This is a genomic window from Bacillus silvicola (assembly GCF_050524305.1).
GTDB classification, from domain to species: Bacteria; Bacillota; Bacilli; order Bacillales; family Bacillaceae_G; genus Bacillus_A; species Bacillus_A cereus_AT.
Genome location: NZ_JBNGVC010000001.1, coordinates 828,465 through 846,027, shown reverse-complemented (window position 1 = coordinate 846,027; position 17,563 = coordinate 828,465). Strand labels below are relative to the sequence as shown.

The following is a 17,563-nucleotide window of genomic DNA, read 5'->3' as shown; positions in this document are numbered from 1 at the left end:
GAGGGCTTTTTATTTGTATGAAGTTATAAATTGTGAGTTAAAATGGTAAATGAGAAAAAATTCGTAATATGTAATAATTAATAGGACAACATGTTATTAATTATTGTTTGATTATACATAAGAGGTGAATGCAAATGGGAAAAGTTACTTTAATTGCAACAGCGGCAATGGGTATTGAAGCATTAGTTGCCCGAGAAGTTCGCGATCTTGGTTATGAATGTGAAGTGGAAAATGGAAAGGTAACGTTTGAAGCGGATGAAAAAGCAATTTGTCGTACGAATTTATGGTTGCGTACTGCGGATCGTGTGAAAATTAAAGTCGGCGAATTTAAAGCGACGACATTCGATGAGTTATTTGAAAAAACAAAAGCGTTAAACTGGGGAGATTACATTCCAGAGAACGGAGAATTCCCTGTTATCGGAAAATCTCTGAAATCAACATTATTTAGTGTTTCAGATTGCCAACGTATTGTTAAAAAGGCTGTTGTTGAGAAATTAAAAACAACTTATAGACGTACAACTTGGTTTGAAGAAGATGGTCCTTTATTCCGTATTGAAATTGCAATGCTCAAGGATATTGCAACGTTAACAATTGATGCGAGTGGTGTGGGTCTTCATAAACGTGGATACCGTCTTGAACAAGGTGAAGCGCCTTTAAAAGAAACATTAGCTGCGTCTTTAATTAAGTTAACAAACTGGAAGCCTGATCGTCCGTTCGTTGATCCTTTCTGTGGATCTGGAACAATTCCAATTGAAGCGGCACTAATTGGACAAAATATCGCACCAGGATTTAATCGAGGCTTTGCGTCGGATGAATGGGACTGGGTTGGTAAACAAAACTGGCGTGAGGCTCGCCAAGAAGTTGAAGATATGGCAAACTATAATCAACCACTGCAGATCATTGGGTCAGATATCGATCATCGTATGATAAGAGTCGCTCAAGATAACGCAGAAGAAGTTGGATTAGGAGATCTTATATCATTTAAACAAATGCAAGTAAAAGATTTCACAACAAAAGAGGATTATGGCTATGTTGTAACGAATCCTCCATACGGAGAACGTTTAAGTGAAAGAGCGCTTGTTGAAAAATTATATAAAGAAATGGGAGAGGTATTCCGCCCATTAGATACGTGGTCAATGTATTTATTAACAAGTTATGAAGCATTTGAGAAGTGTTACGGAAAAGATGCATCGAAAAAGCGTAAACTGTTTAACGGTTTTATTCGTACAGACTACTACCAATACTTCGGAAAACGTCCACCGCGTAACTCATAGTATAAAACTCCTCCAGCACGCATATACTGGCTATTATGTAATGCGTAAAGGAGGAAGTGATATGGATAGTTTCCAATTATCAATGATTCAAAAAGCTATTCACCGTACGTATGATGAGATCGGAAAAGAAGTGGATAGTCAAGGTGCAATTGTAGATGAAATACAAAAAGCACAAGAAGAATATTTATCAGCTCTTTCACATGAAACAGCGATTGATAAACGGTATTTAAAGTCATTAATATAGAAAAAAATTTTCCTTTTTCGAAAGGGAAATTTTTTTTCGTGTATTTCTATGTATTGTAACAGGGGAAAGTAGCTGTATACATATGTGTAACAGCTGCTATATCTTTTTATAGAAAAACTGTTTGGTTGGAGGCTAAGGATGTTTACTGAGAAGAGATTACCATTTGAAGTAGGAAAACAAGATAATTTTTATGATAAGTTGAATGAGTGGATTGGAGATGTGTTTTACGACATCCTTCCGGAAAAAGGCTTTGAAGAGCGTGATGAACAAATTTTTATGGCATTTCAGTTAGAGCGCGCTTTCCAAGAGAAAAAGGTTATGTTCGCAGAAGCGGGAGTAGGAACAGGGAAAACAATTGTATATCTTCTATATGCAATTTGTTATGCACGTTATACTGGAAAGCCAGCTATTATCGCTTGTGCAGATGAAACGTTAATTGAGCAGCTTGTGAAAGAAGAAGGGGACATTGCTAAGTTATCTGAAGCATTGGGACTATCTGTTGATGTAAGACTTGCGAAATCAATGGATAATTATTTATGTTTACGAAAACTAGAAGATGTTATGAGTGGACGTGCTCCAGAAGTAATTGAAGACGTATATTATGAATTACCACAGTTTGTATTTGATCATGGTACGATGCAAAACTTTACTCACTATGGTGACAGGAAAGAATTTCCGCTTTTAAATGATGAGGAATGGTCAAAAGTAAATTGGGATTACTTCCAAGATTGCTTCACTTGTGATTCTCGTCATCGTTGTGGACAAACTCTTTCTCGTGAACATTATCGTAAAGCGGCAGATTTAATCATTTGCTCCCAAGACTTCTATATGGATCATATTTGGACGTACGATGCTCGTAAACGTGAAGGACAAATCCCATTACTGCCTGAAAGTAGCTGCGTTGTGTTTGATGAAGGACATCTTGTAGAGTATGCAGCTCAAAAAGCTTTAACATATCGTTTAAAGCAAACGATGATGGAGCAACTTTTAACGAGATTGTTACAAAATGATATTCGTGAAGAGTTTGCACATTTAGTGGAAGAAACAATTTGGCAAACAGAGCGATTCTTTGATGTGTTACAAGAGAATAAAAAGGAAATTGCCGGTTCTGATCGTTTAGAAATTACTGTGACAGAAAAGGTAACTGCAGAGGCGAATAGACTTTACGCAAAAATCGGTGAAGTCGGTGACGCATTAGTATTTGAAAGTGAAATGCATACAGTAAACACATATGACTTAAATATCGTTGATGAACATTTAGATGTACTAGAACATTCACTTCGTCTGTTCATGCATGAGAAAAATGTAATTACATGGGGTGAAGAAGGTGATGGAGCCTTCACGTTAGTGATTATGCCACGTGCAGTAGAAGAAGTATTACAAGAGAAAGTATTCTCGAAGAAAATCCCGTATATTTTCTCGTCTGCTACATTATCTAATAACGATTCATTCGCATTTACAGCAAATAGCCTAGGGGTAAAAGATTACTTATCATTCTCAGTTGCCTCACCGTTTGATTATGAGGAGCAAATGGCAGTAAACTTACTATCGCATACGAAAGAAAATGAATGGGAAAGAAAGTGTCAATATACACTTGAAAATATACAGAAAACAAATGGACGTACACTTGTATTATTCCGTACAACACAAGAACTTGCAGCGTTTAAAGAATATGTAAGTAAAGAACAAATGTCCGTTCCGTTCCTATATGAAGGGGATCAAGAAATTAGTCAGCTCGTTTCTCGTTTCCAAAATGAAGAAGAGACTGTACTTTGTGCCGTTCATTTATGGGAAGGTTTAGATATTCCTGGTTCATCATTATCACATGTTATCATTTGGTCATTACCATTCCCTCCAAACGACCCTGTGTTTGAAGCGAAGCGTAAACATGTGAATGATCCATTCTGGGATGTAGATGTGCCTTATATGATTTTACGTCTTCGCCAAGGAATTGGGCGTTTAATTCGTACGAGCGACGATAAAGGTGTTATATCAATCTTCTTATCTGATACAGAAGATGAGAAAGTGATTGCAGCAGTGAAAAATGCACTACCAGTAGAAGCTAAAGAATTATAAGGAAAAAGCTTGGCGCTTGCCAAGCTTTTTTTCTATTATAAAAGGAATTTAGATTTCCATGTCGAATTAAGTTTGAGGTAGAAAAGGGAGGTTTTTATACGATGACAGTTGCTACATATGAAGTAGAAAAACAATTTTTAACATATGTGAAGAAGATTCAGAATTACGGAGAAGCATTAAGCTTAATGTTTTGGGATTTAAGAACAGGGGCACCAAAAAAAGGTGTGGATCAGCGTTCAGAAGTAATTGGTATGCTTTCGTCAGAAGTGTTTGTTATGTCGACTTCAGATGAGATGGGAAACTATTTAACGGAGTTAGAAGCTTTAATACGTGAAGATAAACTTTCTGAAACGACAAAGAAAATGGCTGAAGAGTGTCGTACAGAATATGATAGAAATAAGAAAATTCCACAAGCTGAATATGAAGCGTATGTGAAATTAGAAGCGAAAGCGGAAAGTGTGTGGGAAGAAGCTCGCGAAAAATCTGATTTCGAAATGTTCCGTCCGTATTTAGAGAAAATTGTTGAATTCAAAAAGAAATTTATTACATATTGGGGTTACGAAACATATAAATATAATACACTATTAGACATGTATGAGCCAGGAATCACAGTAGAAGTATTAGATCATGTATTTGGTCAATTGCGTGAGCGTATCGTTCCGCTTGTAAAAGAAATCTCTGAGTCTAAAAAAGGATTAAAAACAAGTGCTTTATCGGAACAATTTTCAAAAGAAAAACAAAAGAACTTTACATTAGAACTATTAAAGCAATTGAATTATGACTTTGAAGCAGGTCGTCTTGATGAAACAGTACATCCTTTCGAAATTACCTTAAATAGAGGGGATGTTCGTATTACGACACGCTATGATGAAAAAGATTTCCGTATGGCTGTGTTTGGAACAATTCATGAATGTGGTCATGCAGTATATGAACAAAACATTGCAGAACAATTTGAGGGTACACCGCTTTGCAGTGGTACATCTATGGGTATTCACGAATCACAATCATTATTCTTTGAGAACTTTATCGGCCGTAATAAATCATTCTGGAAGAAAAATTATGATTTATTAAAAGAGTATAGCGATGGTCAATTTGATGATATGTCAGTCGATGAGTTTTATGATGCAATTAACGAATCGAAGCCGTCATTCATTCGTATAGAAGCAGATGAGCTTACATACCCGCTTCATGTTATGGTTCGTTATGAGCTTGAGAAAGAATTATTTGATGGCACATTACAAGTGAAGGACTTACCAGCAGCTTGGAATGATAAGATGGAAGCATATTTAGGAATTCGTCCAGAAAATGATGCACAAGGTGTATTGCAAGATGTGCACTGGGCTGGCGGCTCATTTGGCTATTTCCCATCTTATGCACTTGGTTATATGTACGCAGCACAATTTAAACAAAGAATGCTAAAAGATATTCCGAACTTCGATGCATTACTAGAAAAAGGGAATGTGACACCAATTCGTGAATGGTTAACAAAAAACATTCACCAATATGGTAAAACGAAAAAGCCACTTGAAATTTTAAAAGATGTAACAGGTGAAGGGTTAAATGCGAACTACTTAGCTGATTATTTAGAAGCTAAATATAAAGAGATTTATGAGTTATAAAACAGGAGCTGCTTAATTGCAGCTCTTTTTTATGAGGGAGTGAGAGAAATGGGCTATATGTTTACAGTAATGTCGCAAACGGAAGCGGAAGAAATTGCATACAACTGGCATTATGAAGGGGAGTATTCTTTTTATGATATAGAGGCAGATCAAGAAGATTTAGCTGAATTTTTACATGATGAGAGTAGAGGGGACGACACATTTGCTGTGAAGGACAATGGTACTCTTATTGGCTTTTTTAGCTTTTGCAGAATGAATAGTCGAACGGTTGATATCGGACTAGGAATGAGACCTAATATAACTGGAAATGGATTCGGTTTAAAGTTCGTAAAAGCTGGACTAGATTTTAGTGAAGAAAAATATGGTTGTAACTATATAACACTATCAGTAGCGACATTTAATGAAAGAGCAATTACAGTGTATAAAAGAGCAGGGTTTGAAGCGGTTGGGACGTTTATACAGAAAACAAATGGTAGTTGTTTTGAGTTTTTGAAAATGAATTATATATGTAAAAATGATTAAGAAACAGTAGGGACCCTTCTGTTTTTTATTTGATTTTGAAATTTTGGAAGAGGATGTGTATGATAGAATTTTAGTAGCAAATAGTAGGTTTAGCGAGGAAAGGTAGAGGTAGTATGATTACAATTAAAACGAAAAATGAAATACATTTGATGCACGAATCTGGAAAGTTACTTGCTTCATGTCATAGAGAAATTGCGAAAATGATAAAACCAGGTATAACGACACAAGAGATTGATACGTTTGTTGAAATGTATTTAAAAAAGCATGGTGCAACGTCTGAACAGAAAGGTTACAACGGGTATCCCTATGCGATATGTGCATCTGTAAACGACGAAATGTGTCACGGGTTTCCGGCCGATGTTCCTTTAAATGAGGGAGATATTGTGACAATTGATATGGTAGTAAACTTAAATGGTGCACTTTCAGATTCTGCATGGACTTATATGGTGGGGGATATTTCTGCTGAAGCCAAAAGTTTATTGTTAGTAGCAGAGAGTGCTTTATATAAAGGGATTGATCAGGCGATAATGGGTAATCATGTAGGAGATATTGGTTATGCAATTGAAAGCTATGTATCTAATGAAGGTTTTTCTGTTGCAAGAGACTTTACGGGGCATGGGATTGGTAAAGAGATTCATGAAGAACCAGCAATTTTCCATTTTGGAAAGCCAGGACAAGGACCTCAGTTACAAGAAGGTATGGTAATTACAATTGAACCGATTGTAAATGTAGGTATGCGATATTCTAAAGTAGATTTAAATGGATGGACTGCACGAACGATGGACGGGAAATTATCAGCTCAATACGAGCATACAATTGCGATTACAAAAGATGGACCAGTCATTTTAACGAAGCTGTAATTGGGAATGAAAGAGTTTACAAAACTCGAACGAAAATAGTATTTTTTAAAAATTCGTACGTGTTTTTTCGATAAATGCTTTTCAAAGTACAAAAAGTACGTTATAATCCATCTATAAAATAAATAGTTAGCTACACTCATATAATCGCGGGGATATGGCCTGCAAGTTTCTACCGAAGTACCGTAAATACTTTGACTATGAGTGAGGACGAATATATTTGCTTGTTTAGCATTCTTTTTTTGCGAAACTCCAAAAGCGCGTCTCTCACTTGTAACGAGTGGTGGCGGCTTTTGGAGTTTTTTTATTGCATAAGAGGAGGAACAAACATGAAAGTATTACAAGAAAAGATTTTGAACGAAGGAAAGGTTTTATCTGGTGACGTATTAAAGGTAGATGCGTTTTTAAATCACCAAATTGATCCAGTACTTATGCAAGAAATCGGAAAAGAATTTGCTAAACGTTTTAAAGAAGATAATATTACAAAAATCGTGACGATTGAATCTTCAGGCATTGCACCAGCAGTTATGGCTGCATTAGAACTTGGTGTAAAAGTAGTTTTTGCAAGAAAGCGTAAATCGTTAACGTTACAAGATAATATGTACGTTGCAAACGTATATTCATTTACAAAACAAGAAACGAACGAGATTTCATTATCTCGAAATCATATCGATGAAAATGATCGTGTTTTAATTATCGATGACTTTTTAGCAAATGGTCAGGCTGCTTTAGGTTTAATGAGTTTAGTAGAGCAAGCTGGAGCAAGTATTGCAGGAATTGGAATTGTTATTGAAAAAGCATTTCAAGATGGAGGAAAGAAGCTTCGTGAACAAGGCGTTCGTGTTGAATCACTAGCAGAAATTGCATCACTTGATAACGGCACAGTTACATTTGTACAGCAAGAAACTGCGGAGGTGAAATAAACGATGAAGCAACATCCATTTAAAATCGCATCGCTTGGTATGCAGCATATGCTTGCGATGTATGTGGGCGCAATTATCGTTCCGCTTATTGTGGGCGGTGGACTTGGTTTAAATCAAAAAGAGTTAACATATTTAGTCTCAATTGATTTATTAATGTGCGGCGTTGCGACAATTTTACAAGCATTATCAAATCGCTTTTTCGGTATTGGACTTCCCGTTGTACTTGGTTGTACATTTACAGCTGTTGGACCGATGATTGCAATTGGAAAACAATACGGTGTGTCTTCTATTTACGGAGCGATTATTGCTGCTGGATTATTCGTTGTTATTTTTGCAAAGCTATTCGGGAAACTTGTAAAACTTTTCCCACCTGTTGTAACAGGATCTGTTGTTACAGTAATTGGAGTTACACTTGTTCCAGCCGCTATTAATGATATGGCTGGAGGAGTAGGCAGCAAAGATTTCGGTAGTCTTGAGAACTTAGCGTTAGCATTTGGTGTATTATTATTTATCATCGTTATGTATCGTTTCTTTGATGGTTTTATTCGTTCAATTTCTATTTTACTAGGTCTATTGTTCGGTACAATCGTTGCAGCTTTTATGGGGAAAGTAAGTTTGCAAGCTGTTGGAGAGGCGGATTGGTTCCACGGTATTCAACCATTTTACTTCGGTACTCCAACATTTGAATTAACACCAATTATTACGATGATTCTCGTTGCTTGTGTAGGGATTGTAGAAGCAACAGGTGTATACTTTGCATTATCTGATATTTGTAATAAAAAGATTGGTGAAAAAGAATTAACAAAAGGGTATCGTGCAGAAGGATTAGCGATGGTATTAGGTGGTATTTTCAACGCATTCCCATATACAACATACTCTCAAAACGTAGGGCTTGTTCAATTAACTGGAGTAAGAAATCGCGTTATTATTTATACTTGCGGTGGTATGTTAATCGTTCTTGGATTTATTCCTAAAATTGCAGCCATTACAACAATTATTCCGAAATCAGTACTTGGCGGTGCGATGTTAGCAATGTTCGGTATGGTTATGGCATATGGTATTAAAATGTTAAGTAGTGTTGATTTTGGAAGACAGGAAAACTTATTGATTGTTGCATGTTCTGTCGGAATCGGGCTTGGAGTTACAGTTGTTCCAACGTTATTCTCACAGCTTCCTGAAAATATTCGTATTTTAACGGATAACGGAATAGTTCTAGGAAGTGCGTCAGCAGTACTTTTAAATATCGTATTCAATATGGTGCCGCAGCGTAAAGTGAAAGTAAAAGAAGAGCCTGTTTCGATGCAAAGTGCGGTAAGAGAAGCGTAAAAAAGCAAGGTCTCATTATGAGACCTTGCTTTTCTTTTTAAGTGGCATCATTTTCCCGTACGTACCAAGGCGCCAAATGTACTCAAGTGGCCCGTATTGGTAATGAGAAAGCCACCAGCGGCTAATAAAGATTTGTAACGTGTAGAAGCCGATGCAAAATAGTGGTCCTACCCATAATGGAGCAGGATAATAATTTTTGAGCAATAGACCAAATACAAGTAATGTAACAATTGTATGTGAAAGGTAGTTTGTTAACGCCATTCGCCCAACGTACTGGAACGGACGTAATAATGTTTGCCATCTTTCTTGTTGTAATAAACGCATAAGCGTGAAAATGTAGAAGATGAATAATGTTTTCCCGCTAAACATTGTAAAGGCCTGCATATAAAATGGTTCATAAGATGGTTTTGATAAGAAGTAACGGACCATGAAGAACCACATTGGTAGTGTCAAAATGAACATAATGATTTGCCATTTTTTAAGCTTTGGATCTAACTCTTTCGTGCGGCGGAAAATATCTTTTTTGCCGGCGTATAAACCAAGTAAAAATAGTCCAACTGTTTCTGGGAGCATGAATATATTTAGTCCAATTCCTTCAGAATAAAATGCATGGAAACGATTTTGTATTTGTGACACCCAGTCTTCAAGTGGCATGATTGGTAAGGAAAACCCTAACTCTGCCTTTGGTACTAAGGCAACCACTATACTAGCGATTAGCATGAAAAATTGAAAAATACTTAGTAAAACTAATGCCCATATTAAAATAGTACGAGGCTCTCTCTTATAAAATAAGAATAAGAAAAACCCAGTGATTGCATAAGTATGTAAGATGTCCCCGTCCCATAAAAGAACATAATGCAAGAAACCAAATAATAATAAAATGAGAAGACGGCGAACAAATAAAGTTTTTGGACGATCTGTTTTCGCCTCAGCCCGACTCATAAAGATGTAAAAACCTAATCCGAATAAAAATGAGAAAATGGTATAAAACTTCGTTTGAATAAACATGTCAAAAAACAAGCGAATATAGCTGTCTAACCCCTCATAAACGCCTGAAATGTCTCGAGAATCAACACCAGCGATAATTGGCCAGTTAACAAGAAAAATACCTAGTACAGCTATTCCTCTAATGATATCGATGGAGTGTATCCTCTCGCCTTGTGTAAGATTTTGTGTCATTTTTTCCCTCCTTGTTAAGTAATTCCCTTTTATTATACAAAATGTAAGATAGAGGGTATAGGGTATATTTCCAATTTTTTTAACTGTTAAGTTATGTAGGATGAGATATAATAAGAGTGCACAACAAGTTTTAAACTTCTTTAAAACAGGCAGTAAAGCTCCTTTTCCCGAAGGAGCTTTCTTTTTTAGAAATTTGTTGATAATGATTCTCTTTAATGATAAAATGTATTCAAAAGTGATAATCATTATCAAAAAAAGGTTGGTGTGTTAATATGGTGTATGCACTTGTTGCAGGAACGATTGCTATATATGTTGGTGTTACAAAGTATGTATTAAATGGAGTAGGAACAATAAAATGAATAATATTACATAAAATCCCTTTCATTTGTAAAAAGAATGAAAGGGATTTTTTTATTTTTAATGAGAATATGCTGAAAATTTAGTATGATAGTAAAGTGAAACTGTAATCATTGGGATGCCCAGTCCTAAATGATTATTGTCACACAAATAGCGGGATAAAGTATATACATCTTGGATAAAGGGGAACAAGGGGATGACAAACATAGTACAGACAAACGGTATGAAAAAACTTGTTTGTTTTTATGAAGAGTGGCAAAAACATGGAGATGCAGAGAATAGTTTGAAGTTGTTTGAAGTGATTCAAAAATATAAACAAGAACAGCTTATGATAGCTTTTTGTGGTCATTTTTCGGCAGGGAAATCGACAATGATGAATCATCTATATAAAGCGCAATTACTACCGACAAGTCCAATTCCAACGAGTGCTAATGTCGTTAAAATTGAAAAAGGTTCTGATCGCGTTGTTGTTACGATTAAGTCTGGAGAACAGTATGAATATGACGGCGCATATTCAGCGGAAGAATTAAAACAAATATGTAAAGACGGTGATGAAGTAATTGGTGTTCATATTTATCGAAATGATGCACCAATTCCTGACGGAGTTATGTTAGTTGATACGCCAGGAATTGATTCTACAGATGATGCTCACCAATTAGCAACAGAATCAACACTGCATCTTGCAGATGTTATTTTTTACATGATGGATTATAACCATGTCCAATCAGAAGTAAACTTACAATTTGTTAAAGAATTGAAACAACGTAATAAAACGGTTTATCTCGTTGTAAACCAAATAGATAAACATAAAGAAAATGAACTATCTTTTGAGGAGTATAAAGAAAGTGTAAAACAATCTTTTGCTAACTGGGATATTGAAGTAGATGGTATTTTCTATACATCACTGCGAATGATGAATCATCCATACAATGAGATTCAAAGTTTAGAAGTACTAATCTCTTCTATCATGAAAGAAAAAGAGCAGTATGTAAGTAAGGGAATGGAGCGAGAAACAGAATATTTACTGCAAGAACATTTCTCATTTATTCTTTCTGAAAATGAAAAACAGCTTATAAAATATGAGGAAGAATTAGTCTCACCACTGTCGATTTCAGAGATTGTTGAAAAGAAGGAAGAGTTAATTGAAAATAAAAATCGAGCATCGAGTAAAGAATCTGATGTAAGAAATGAATTTATTAAAGGTTTACAAGCTATATTAGATAACGCGTATTTAATGCCATTTGAAATGAGAGAATTGGCAAATGAGTATTTAGAAACGAAATTAACGAAATTTAAAGTTGGTTTGCTATTTGCGAAGGGAAAGACGGAGCAAGAAAAACAGAGACGTGTAGATGCTTTTCATTCCGCCCTTCAAAAGACTGTTGAAACGCAACTTGATTTTCATGTGAAAGAATTCATTGTAACCTTCTTAAAAGAAGAGGGATTATTTACAGAGGAAATCGGGAAGGACATATATGCTCTAGAAATTGCTTTCGGGCCAGAATTATTGGCTGAAACAATTAAACAAGGGGCTGGCTTTACCGGTGATTACTTACTTCTATATACAGCTGATGTTGCAAATGAGTTGAAAAAAAGATATTTTATGAAATCTCAGCAAATCTTTGGGAAAAGTACGGGTACATTGCAGAAAAAAGCGAAGATAGAAGTTGCTCGTATTGAAGAAGAGATTGAAAAATACACGATGTTACAAACAGCAAAAGAAACGAAATTACAATACATTAAGGCGTATGAGGAATATGAGAGCTATTTAGGAGATGTTTGGAATGAACATATTTCTATACCAGATGGATTGCGAATAGACGAAATATTACAAAGTGAAAAACAAATTGTTAGTGAGAAGTTTACGCTACAAGAGCAAGAAATCGTAAATGATAACGAAATGGCTAGTGAAGAAGAAATTAAAGGGACGGCAGCTTTAAATATTCAGCGTATATTAGAAAAAGTGAAGAAAGCTGAAACAATATTAGATCCATTGCCTACACTGAAACATTTACAGCAAGAAGTAGTTGGAAAAAGACAGCGTGTAGAAACGAAGCAATTTACAGTAGCATTATTTGGAGCTTTTAGTGCTGGGAAATCATCATTTGCTAACGCATTGCTCGGTGAAAAGGTGCTTCCTGTATCACCAAACCCAACGACAGCAACGATTAATCAAATTTTGCCGGTTACAGAGGAAAAACCACACGGAACAGTGATTGTTCAGTTTAAATCAAAGCAAGCACTATTAGAAGATGTGAAAGCTGTTTATAAGCTGTTTCATTATGAGATTACTACGTTAGATGAAGCGTTAACGCAAATTGATAAAATTATGAAATATCCTTCACCGAGCGGGAAGCAAAAAACAACATTTAGCTTTTTACGAGCGGTACAAAAAGGATATGAGGCAGTTGCCGCTCATTTAGGGGAACAAGTACAAGTAACGTTAGAAGAATTCTCTGATTATGTAGCTAATGAAGAAAAATCATGCTTTGTTGAGTATATGGAGCTTTATTACGATTGTGCTTTAACAAGACAAGGAGTAGCTCTTGTAGATACACCAGGAGCTGATTCTATTAACGCCCGCCATACGGATGTTGCATTCCAGTATATTAAAAATGCGGATGCTATTTTATTCGTAACATACTATAATCATGTTTTCTCTCGTGCAGATCGTGAATTTTTAATTCAGCTCGGTCGTGTAAAGGATACGTTTGCGCTTGATAAAATGTTCTTCTTAATTAATGCGGCCGATTTAGCAGAGTCTGAAGAAGAAATTGAAATGGTAAAAGGTTATATTGCAGATCAGCTCTTGCAATATGGTATTAGAAATCCACGTTTATTTGCAATTTCAAGTTTATGTGCGCTTGAGGAAAAACAAGGGGAAAGTATTGACAAAGAAAAGTATGGCGTTTTACAAAACTCTGGGATTGCTAAGTTTGAAGAATCATTTACATTCTTTATGATGAGGGATTTAATGCTTGTATCTGTGCATGCTTTATATGGTGCATTGCAAGGAGCAAATCAACTTCTAGTAAATATGATAAATGGCGCAAAGCAGGGAAATGATGAGAAAGCGAAGCAAACAAAAAAATATGAAGCAGAGCGTGATCAGCTACTTCATATTATTTCGTCATATAGTGTGCTGGCTGAAGAACAAGCAATGCAAAATGAAGTGAAAGAATTGCTTTATTACGTACAACAACGCTTATTCCTGCGCTATAACGATGTGTTTACTGAATTTATTAATCCAGCATCACTTCGAACAGAGGGGAATGTAAAAACGCAGTTGCAACAGTGTGTAATGGAATTAGTTTCATTTATTCAACATGATTTATTACAAGAAATGCGTGCAACATCATTACGCCTTGAAAGATGGATAGATGAAGCGATGAAGCGTGCAAAGGATGAAATTGTTGTGAACTGCAAAGGAGAAAATGAATCGATTTCTCTGGGCGGAACAGTAGATTATGAATATAAAGTTATTACACATAAAGAGCCATTTCCTTCAATAGAAATAAAAGATTTCAAAAAGGCACTAGCGCATTTTAAAAATGAGAAAAGCTTTTTTGAAAAAAATGATAAAGCTTTTATGCAAGAAGACGCTAAAGGAGTACTAGAACCTTTCGTATCAAACTATGTAGCTGATGAAGAAGATTTATTTGTTCATCATTATAAGCAAGAGTGGGATACAAAATGGAATTTATTCCAAAAAGTGATGCAGCAAGATGTTGAGAAATATTATGAAAGTATATTATTTGCTTTAGCTGAAACAATTGATGTGACACTATATGAGCAAAGTAAAGAAGAGCTTCAAAAGCAGTTAATAGAAATAGAAAAAGAAATTTATGTTATATAGTCGCTATGAAAAAAAGATTCGTTCAATTTTCTTTTGTAATACAGTATCTAAAGATTTTACGAACCCTGCGAATTCATCAGTAGAAATCATATGAGTAAGAACTAAGCGTCTGCCGTCTGGTGTTTCACCGCATAAGACGAATGAAGAAAACTCATATGTTTTGTTTTCGACTACTAATTTTGGATAGGAATATGTGTCGTTCTTCTTTTTCTTTCCATCAATGGAGATGACGTTGCATTTTTTCTCATTGTTGTCCATGGTGAATCCCTCCTTTCTATTACTTATGGTAGACAAGGAGGGTTTAGAACAATGGAGAAGGGGGAATTTTTATGGATGTTGTATTAGATCGTGTTTCTAAAGATAATGTGCCAAAGTCTTTACTTTTGCTTGCTGATCCAAGCGAGCGGCAAATCGCTACATATATACAGAGAGGAATGGTATATGTAGCTAAAGTAGAGGGGAAAGTGGTTGGTGTATATGTGTTGTTGGAAACAAGACCAAAGACGATGGAAATTATGAATATTGCGGTTGTAGAACATATGCAAGGGAGAGGTATTGGTAAGAACATGTTGCTGCATGCGATAGAAACAGCTAAAGGATATGGCATGTACAAGATTGAAATTGGGACAGGTAATTCTAGCGTTTCACAACTTGCGTTATATCAAAAATGTGGATTTCGTATTTTTTCTATTGATTTTGATTACTTTTCGAAGCATTATGAAGAAGAGATTATTGAAAATGGAATTGTATGCCGTGATATGATTCGGCTTGCAATGGAATTGAATCAGAACGTATAACTTATTTAGGGGGAAGAGAAGATGGAAGTACATAAAGCAATTACAGCACATTCTCGTAAACAAAATGAAAGTGTAAAAGCATGTTTACAATTAGATGCGCAGCGTGAAGCAGCTATTGAAGCAGCCGTATCTCTTGCGTCAAATGGGAAAGAATTTTCGGTTGATGTCATTAATGTTGTAACAAAGCAAATTAATGATCTTGCAAAAAATGGTGTTACACTACAGCGTAAATATGTTACAGAAGAAATGGTTATGGAGTATGTAAGTCGTTTGCAAGAGAAAGAAGGTCGTTAAAGATGATAGTTACAGTCGAATGGTTACGTGAGCATATAGAAGATGAGAACGTCCGTATAATCGATTGTCGTTTTGATTTAGCGAATCCTAATTGGGGTAGAGAAAAGTATGAGGAAGAACATATTCTTCATGCGTTATATTTTGATTTAAATTTAGATCTATCAAGTCCTGTAACAGAACATGGTGGCCGCCATCCGTTGCCAAATATTGAGGAGTTTGTAGACAAGCTTTCGCAAGCTGGTATTGATGAACATACGACAGTAATTGCGTATGACAGTCAAGCTGGTGCAAACGCCTCTCGTTTATGGTGGTTATTAAACTATGTAGGACATGAAAAAGTATATATATTAGATGCTGGACTTCCGGCTTGGAAAGAGAATGGATTACGTACAACGGCAGAAATTCCTGTTGTTGCACGAAAAACATTTAAAGCAAATATACAAGATCATATGCTTGTAACGATGGACACGGTCAAAGAGAATATTCATGCAGGTACAGATATTACGCTAATTGATTCTAGAGAGCCAAAACGTTATATTGGTGCTGAAGAACTCGTTGATTCGAAGGCAGGGCATATTCCAACAGCAGTAAACTATTTTTGGAAAGATGGAATTTTAGAATCAGGACGTTTTAAAAACAACGAGGAACAGCAAGGACGTTTCCAAAATCTCGATAAAGAGAAGGAAACAATTGTATATTGTGGTTCTGGCGTTACAGCGTGTCCAAATATAGTTGCATTAAAATTAGCTGGTTTTCAAAATGTTAAATTGTATGCAGGTAGCTGGAGTGATTGGATTTCTTATCCAGAAAATCAAATTGAAAAAGAAGAAGATTAATCACTTGCATGCAAAAATAATTTGTATTAAAATAAGGTCACAAGCAAGAGATTGCTTCAAAAATAATATATTTTACACATTGGAAACAATGTGATAATATAACGACAAGTGAATAATACATCCTGCGGTGTACGTAACTTATTTATGTCTAAAACCGATGTTAGTTATACGGAAGCTCAATATTTAGCGACCATCATCAAGCCTTCCTTGTGGAGGAAGATGTACGGTAACTGTGAGGGCATCCACCTGCGAGTAGCGGGTTTTTGGACATTTACGAGGAGCGGCACGTGCGGGGGTCTTATTTCAACTAACATTATATAAAATTCCTACGGTGTACGTAGCTTGTGTATGTCTTAAACCAATAAGTATAATACGGAAGTTCAATATTTAAATGTAGATAGCAGGCCATCTTTTTAAGAAGGAAGCTACGAACATTTGTGAGAACATCCACCTGTGAGAGCAGGTTTATGGACATCTATAGATAACGGCATATGTGGGGCTATATAAAAACCTTACGTTTTATACGTAAGGTTTTTTTGTTGAATAAATATGTTCATATTATCTCGATTCACCGGTGAAATTCCCATAATAAATATAGCACTTGCGGTCTTCATCAATTTCTCTTGAATCTAGGGTGAATTCTAAATGCATTCCATCCCGTTGAATATATATAATATCTGAATGGAGGGACGGTAAGATTTCCTCGTAATTCCACACATCTTTACTTTCTATTATAATAGAATTCGTTTCCTTTAGCTCTCTAATTTCAAAACCTATGTGGGAGTATGTAGGATCTGAAGGGTCATTGGAAAACGCTTCTTTTTGAACATATATAACTGCTGCTCCGTCTGGATCTACTGAAGTGGCAGTAACAATATACGTATTGCTATCTTTTATAAAATATTCACAAGTCATTCGTGCGACGATTTCAGAGATAGAAATGTTTGTGTAGTTCCATAAAGCAGGATATAGCTTAGTTTCATCATGGAGTCGATATTCTAATCGCATTTTATCCCTCTTCTTCCTTTTTCTTCTACTTTATCATGGCTTCTTATATAATAGAAATATAATTTATAAAGGGGAGTGCAAAGGTGACAAAAACAAAATGGTTAGTAGGCGGTGTCTTAACGTCTCTAATGACAGGCACTTTATTTGGCTGCGCGCAAGATATTCCCCCAAAGCCGAATGATAATAGTTGTTCTGATTGGGATTGGGATGATGAACTGGGTGTATGGCAGTGTGAAGATAGTAGTTCTGGTTATAGAGGACATTACTTTTATGGTGGTAAATACTATCAAAATAAATCCACTTTCAAAAATTCATCAGAGTTTAAATCTTATCAATCTTCGTCAGAATTTAAAGGTGGAATTGGAAGCGGTTCAAAGGGTGGATTTGGAGGCTAA

The 17,563-nt window shown here is 35.7% G+C and carries 16 protein-coding genes, 2 other RNA genes and 1 riboswitch; of the genes, 15 read left to right on the top strand and 3 right to left on the bottom strand.

The window, feature by feature from the left end:
- Positions 1 to 134: 134 nt before the first annotated feature.
- The 8 genes from ACP6L7_RS04415 (at position 135) to pbuX (ending at position 8,841) form a co-directional block, all read left to right on the top strand.
- Positions 135 to 1,274 carry a THUMP domain-containing class I SAM-dependent RNA methyltransferase gene (locus ACP6L7_RS04415; RefSeq protein WP_097831696.1) on the top strand — a complete coding sequence of 380 codons (1,140 nt, stop codon included), beginning with the start codon at positions 135 to 137 and terminating at the stop codon, positions 1,272 to 1,274.
- A gap of 61 nt (positions 1,275 to 1,335) precedes the next feature.
- On the top strand, positions 1,336 to 1,518 hold the full coding sequence (locus ACP6L7_RS04410) for a DUF3921 domain-containing protein (RefSeq protein WP_000376887.1): 183 nt from the start codon (positions 1,336 to 1,338) through the stop codon (positions 1,516 to 1,518).
- Between the two features lie 138 nt (positions 1,519 to 1,656).
- Entirely contained in the window at positions 1,657 to 3,594 is a 1,938-nt protein-coding gene (locus ACP6L7_RS04405; protein WP_097831695.1) for an ATP-dependent DNA helicase, read from the top strand.
- A gap of 101 nt (positions 3,595 to 3,695) precedes the next feature.
- Positions 3,696 to 5,213, top strand: a complete 1,518-nt coding sequence (gene ypwA / locus ACP6L7_RS04400; RefSeq protein WP_097831694.1) for a carboxypeptidase — start codon at positions 3,696 to 3,698, stop codon at positions 5,211 to 5,213.
- A gap of 48 nt (positions 5,214 to 5,261) precedes the next feature.
- Complete coding sequence (locus ACP6L7_RS04395; protein ID WP_097831693.1) at positions 5,262 to 5,735, top strand: GNAT family N-acetyltransferase; 474 nt, start codon at positions 5,262 to 5,264, stop codon at positions 5,733 to 5,735.
- A gap of 113 nt (positions 5,736 to 5,848) precedes the next feature.
- Positions 5,849 to 6,595: a type I methionyl aminopeptidase gene (locus tag ACP6L7_RS04390; protein WP_097831692.1), complete on the top strand. Its 747-nt coding sequence runs from the start codon at positions 5,849 to 5,851 to the stop codon at positions 6,593 to 6,595.
- A 116-nt stretch (positions 6,596 to 6,711) separates the two neighbouring features.
- Positions 6,712 to 6,813: riboswitch (purine riboswitch) on the top strand.
- A gap of 108 nt (positions 6,814 to 6,921) precedes the next feature.
- Positions 6,922 to 7,515: a xanthine phosphoribosyltransferase gene (locus tag ACP6L7_RS04385; RefSeq protein ID WP_097831691.1), complete on the top strand. Its 594-nt coding sequence runs from the start codon at positions 6,922 to 6,924 to the stop codon at positions 7,513 to 7,515.
- A 3-nt stretch (positions 7,516 to 7,518) separates the two neighbouring features.
- Positions 7,519 to 8,841 carry a xanthine permease PbuX gene (pbuX, locus tag ACP6L7_RS04380; RefSeq protein ID WP_430528897.1) on the top strand — a complete coding sequence of 441 codons (1,323 nt, stop codon included), beginning with the start codon at positions 7,519 to 7,521 and terminating at the stop codon, positions 8,839 to 8,841.
- Between the two features lie 15 nt (positions 8,842 to 8,856).
- Here pbuX and ACP6L7_RS04375 read toward each other — a convergent pair whose 3' ends face one another.
- On the bottom strand, positions 8,857 to 10,020 hold the full coding sequence (locus ACP6L7_RS04375) for a DUF418 domain-containing protein (RefSeq protein ID WP_097831852.1): 1,164 nt from the start codon (positions 10,018 to 10,020) through the stop codon (positions 8,857 to 8,859).
- Between the two features lie 553 nt (positions 10,021 to 10,573).
- Between ACP6L7_RS04375 and ACP6L7_RS04370 the strand changes: the two genes are divergently transcribed.
- Positions 10,574 to 14,233, top strand: a complete 3,660-nt coding sequence (locus tag ACP6L7_RS04370) for a dynamin family protein (RefSeq protein WP_430528896.1) — start codon at positions 10,574 to 10,576, stop codon at positions 14,231 to 14,233.
- A 3-nt stretch (positions 14,234 to 14,236) separates the two neighbouring features.
- On the opposite strand, the gene ACP6L7_RS04365 is transcribed toward ACP6L7_RS04370, so the two are convergent.
- Positions 14,237 to 14,491, bottom strand: a complete 255-nt coding sequence (locus ACP6L7_RS04365) for a DUF3931 domain-containing protein (protein WP_097831688.1) — start codon at positions 14,489 to 14,491, stop codon at positions 14,237 to 14,239.
- Positions 14,492 to 14,562: 71 nt separating this feature from the next.
- On the opposite strand from ACP6L7_RS04365, the gene ACP6L7_RS04360 reads away from it, so the two are divergent.
- From ACP6L7_RS04360 to ssrS (ACP6L7_RS04340), 5 genes are all read left to right on the top strand, one after another.
- On the top strand, positions 14,563 to 15,030 hold the full coding sequence (locus tag ACP6L7_RS04360; RefSeq protein WP_097831687.1) for a GNAT family N-acetyltransferase: 468 nt from the start codon (positions 14,563 to 14,565) through the stop codon (positions 15,028 to 15,030).
- A gap of 21 nt (positions 15,031 to 15,051) precedes the next feature.
- Positions 15,052 to 15,324, top strand: a complete 273-nt coding sequence (locus ACP6L7_RS04355) for a YpbS family protein (RefSeq protein ID WP_000451820.1) — start codon at positions 15,052 to 15,054, stop codon at positions 15,322 to 15,324.
- Positions 15,325 to 15,326: 2 nt separating this feature from the next.
- Positions 15,327 to 16,160 (top strand): sulfurtransferase, encoded by an 834-nt coding sequence (locus ACP6L7_RS04350; protein WP_097831686.1) that lies wholly within the window; start codon positions 15,327 to 15,329, stop codon positions 16,158 to 16,160.
- Between the two features lie 116 nt (positions 16,161 to 16,276).
- Positions 16,277 to 16,459, top strand: a non-coding RNA gene (gene ssrS, locus ACP6L7_RS04345) — 6S RNA.
- A 21-nt stretch (positions 16,460 to 16,480) separates the two neighbouring features.
- Positions 16,481 to 16,664, top strand: a non-coding RNA gene (gene ssrS, locus ACP6L7_RS04340) — 6S RNA.
- 54 nt (positions 16,665 to 16,718) lie between these two features.
- Here the strand turns inward: ssrS (ACP6L7_RS04340) and ACP6L7_RS04335 are convergent.
- On the bottom strand, positions 16,719 to 17,168 hold the full coding sequence (locus tag ACP6L7_RS04335) for a hypothetical protein (RefSeq protein ID WP_097831685.1): 450 nt from the start codon (positions 17,166 to 17,168) through the stop codon (positions 16,719 to 16,721).
- Between the two features lie 83 nt (positions 17,169 to 17,251).
- On the opposite strand from ACP6L7_RS04335, the gene ACP6L7_RS04330 reads away from it, so the two are divergent.
- Complete coding sequence (locus tag ACP6L7_RS04330) at positions 17,252 to 17,563, top strand: hypothetical protein (RefSeq protein ID WP_097831684.1); 312 nt, start codon at positions 17,252 to 17,254, stop codon at positions 17,561 to 17,563.

Coding starts and splice junctions, on each gene's coding strand:
- ACP6L7_RS04415 (WP_097831696.1), top strand. CDS start 135: ATGGGAAAAGTTACTTTAATTGCAACAGCGGCAATGGGTATTGAAGCA.
- ACP6L7_RS04410 (WP_000376887.1), top strand. CDS start 1,336: ATGGATAGTTTCCAATTATCAATGATTCAAAAAGCTATTCACCGTACG.
- ACP6L7_RS04405 (WP_097831695.1), top strand. CDS start 1,657: ATGTTTACTGAGAAGAGATTACCATTTGAAGTAGGAAAACAAGATAAT.
- ypwA (WP_097831694.1), top strand. CDS start 3,696: ATGACAGTTGCTACATATGAAGTAGAAAAACAATTTTTAACATATGTG.
- ACP6L7_RS04395 (WP_097831693.1), top strand. CDS start 5,262: ATGGGCTATATGTTTACAGTAATGTCGCAAACGGAAGCGGAAGAAATT.
- ACP6L7_RS04390 (WP_097831692.1), top strand. CDS start 5,849: ATGATTACAATTAAAACGAAAAATGAAATACATTTGATGCACGAATCT.
- ACP6L7_RS04385 (WP_097831691.1), top strand. CDS start 6,922: ATGAAAGTATTACAAGAAAAGATTTTGAACGAAGGAAAGGTTTTATCT.
- pbuX (WP_430528897.1), top strand. CDS start 7,519: ATGAAGCAACATCCATTTAAAATCGCATCGCTTGGTATGCAGCATATG.
- ACP6L7_RS04375 (WP_097831852.1), bottom strand. CDS start 10,020: ATGACACAAAATCTTACACAAGGCGAGAGGATACACTCCATCGATATC.
- ACP6L7_RS04370 (WP_430528896.1), top strand. CDS start 10,574: ATGACAAACATAGTACAGACAAACGGTATGAAAAAACTTGTTTGTTTT.
- ACP6L7_RS04365 (WP_097831688.1), bottom strand. CDS start 14,491: ATGGACAACAATGAGAAAAAATGCAACGTCATCTCCATTGATGGAAAG.
- ACP6L7_RS04360 (WP_097831687.1), top strand. CDS start 14,563: ATGGATGTTGTATTAGATCGTGTTTCTAAAGATAATGTGCCAAAGTCT.
- ACP6L7_RS04355 (WP_000451820.1), top strand. CDS start 15,052: ATGGAAGTACATAAAGCAATTACAGCACATTCTCGTAAACAAAATGAA.
- ACP6L7_RS04350 (WP_097831686.1), top strand. CDS start 15,327: ATGATAGTTACAGTCGAATGGTTACGTGAGCATATAGAAGATGAGAAC.
- ACP6L7_RS04335 (WP_097831685.1), bottom strand. CDS start 17,168: ATGCGATTAGAATATCGACTCCATGATGAAACTAAGCTATATCCTGCT.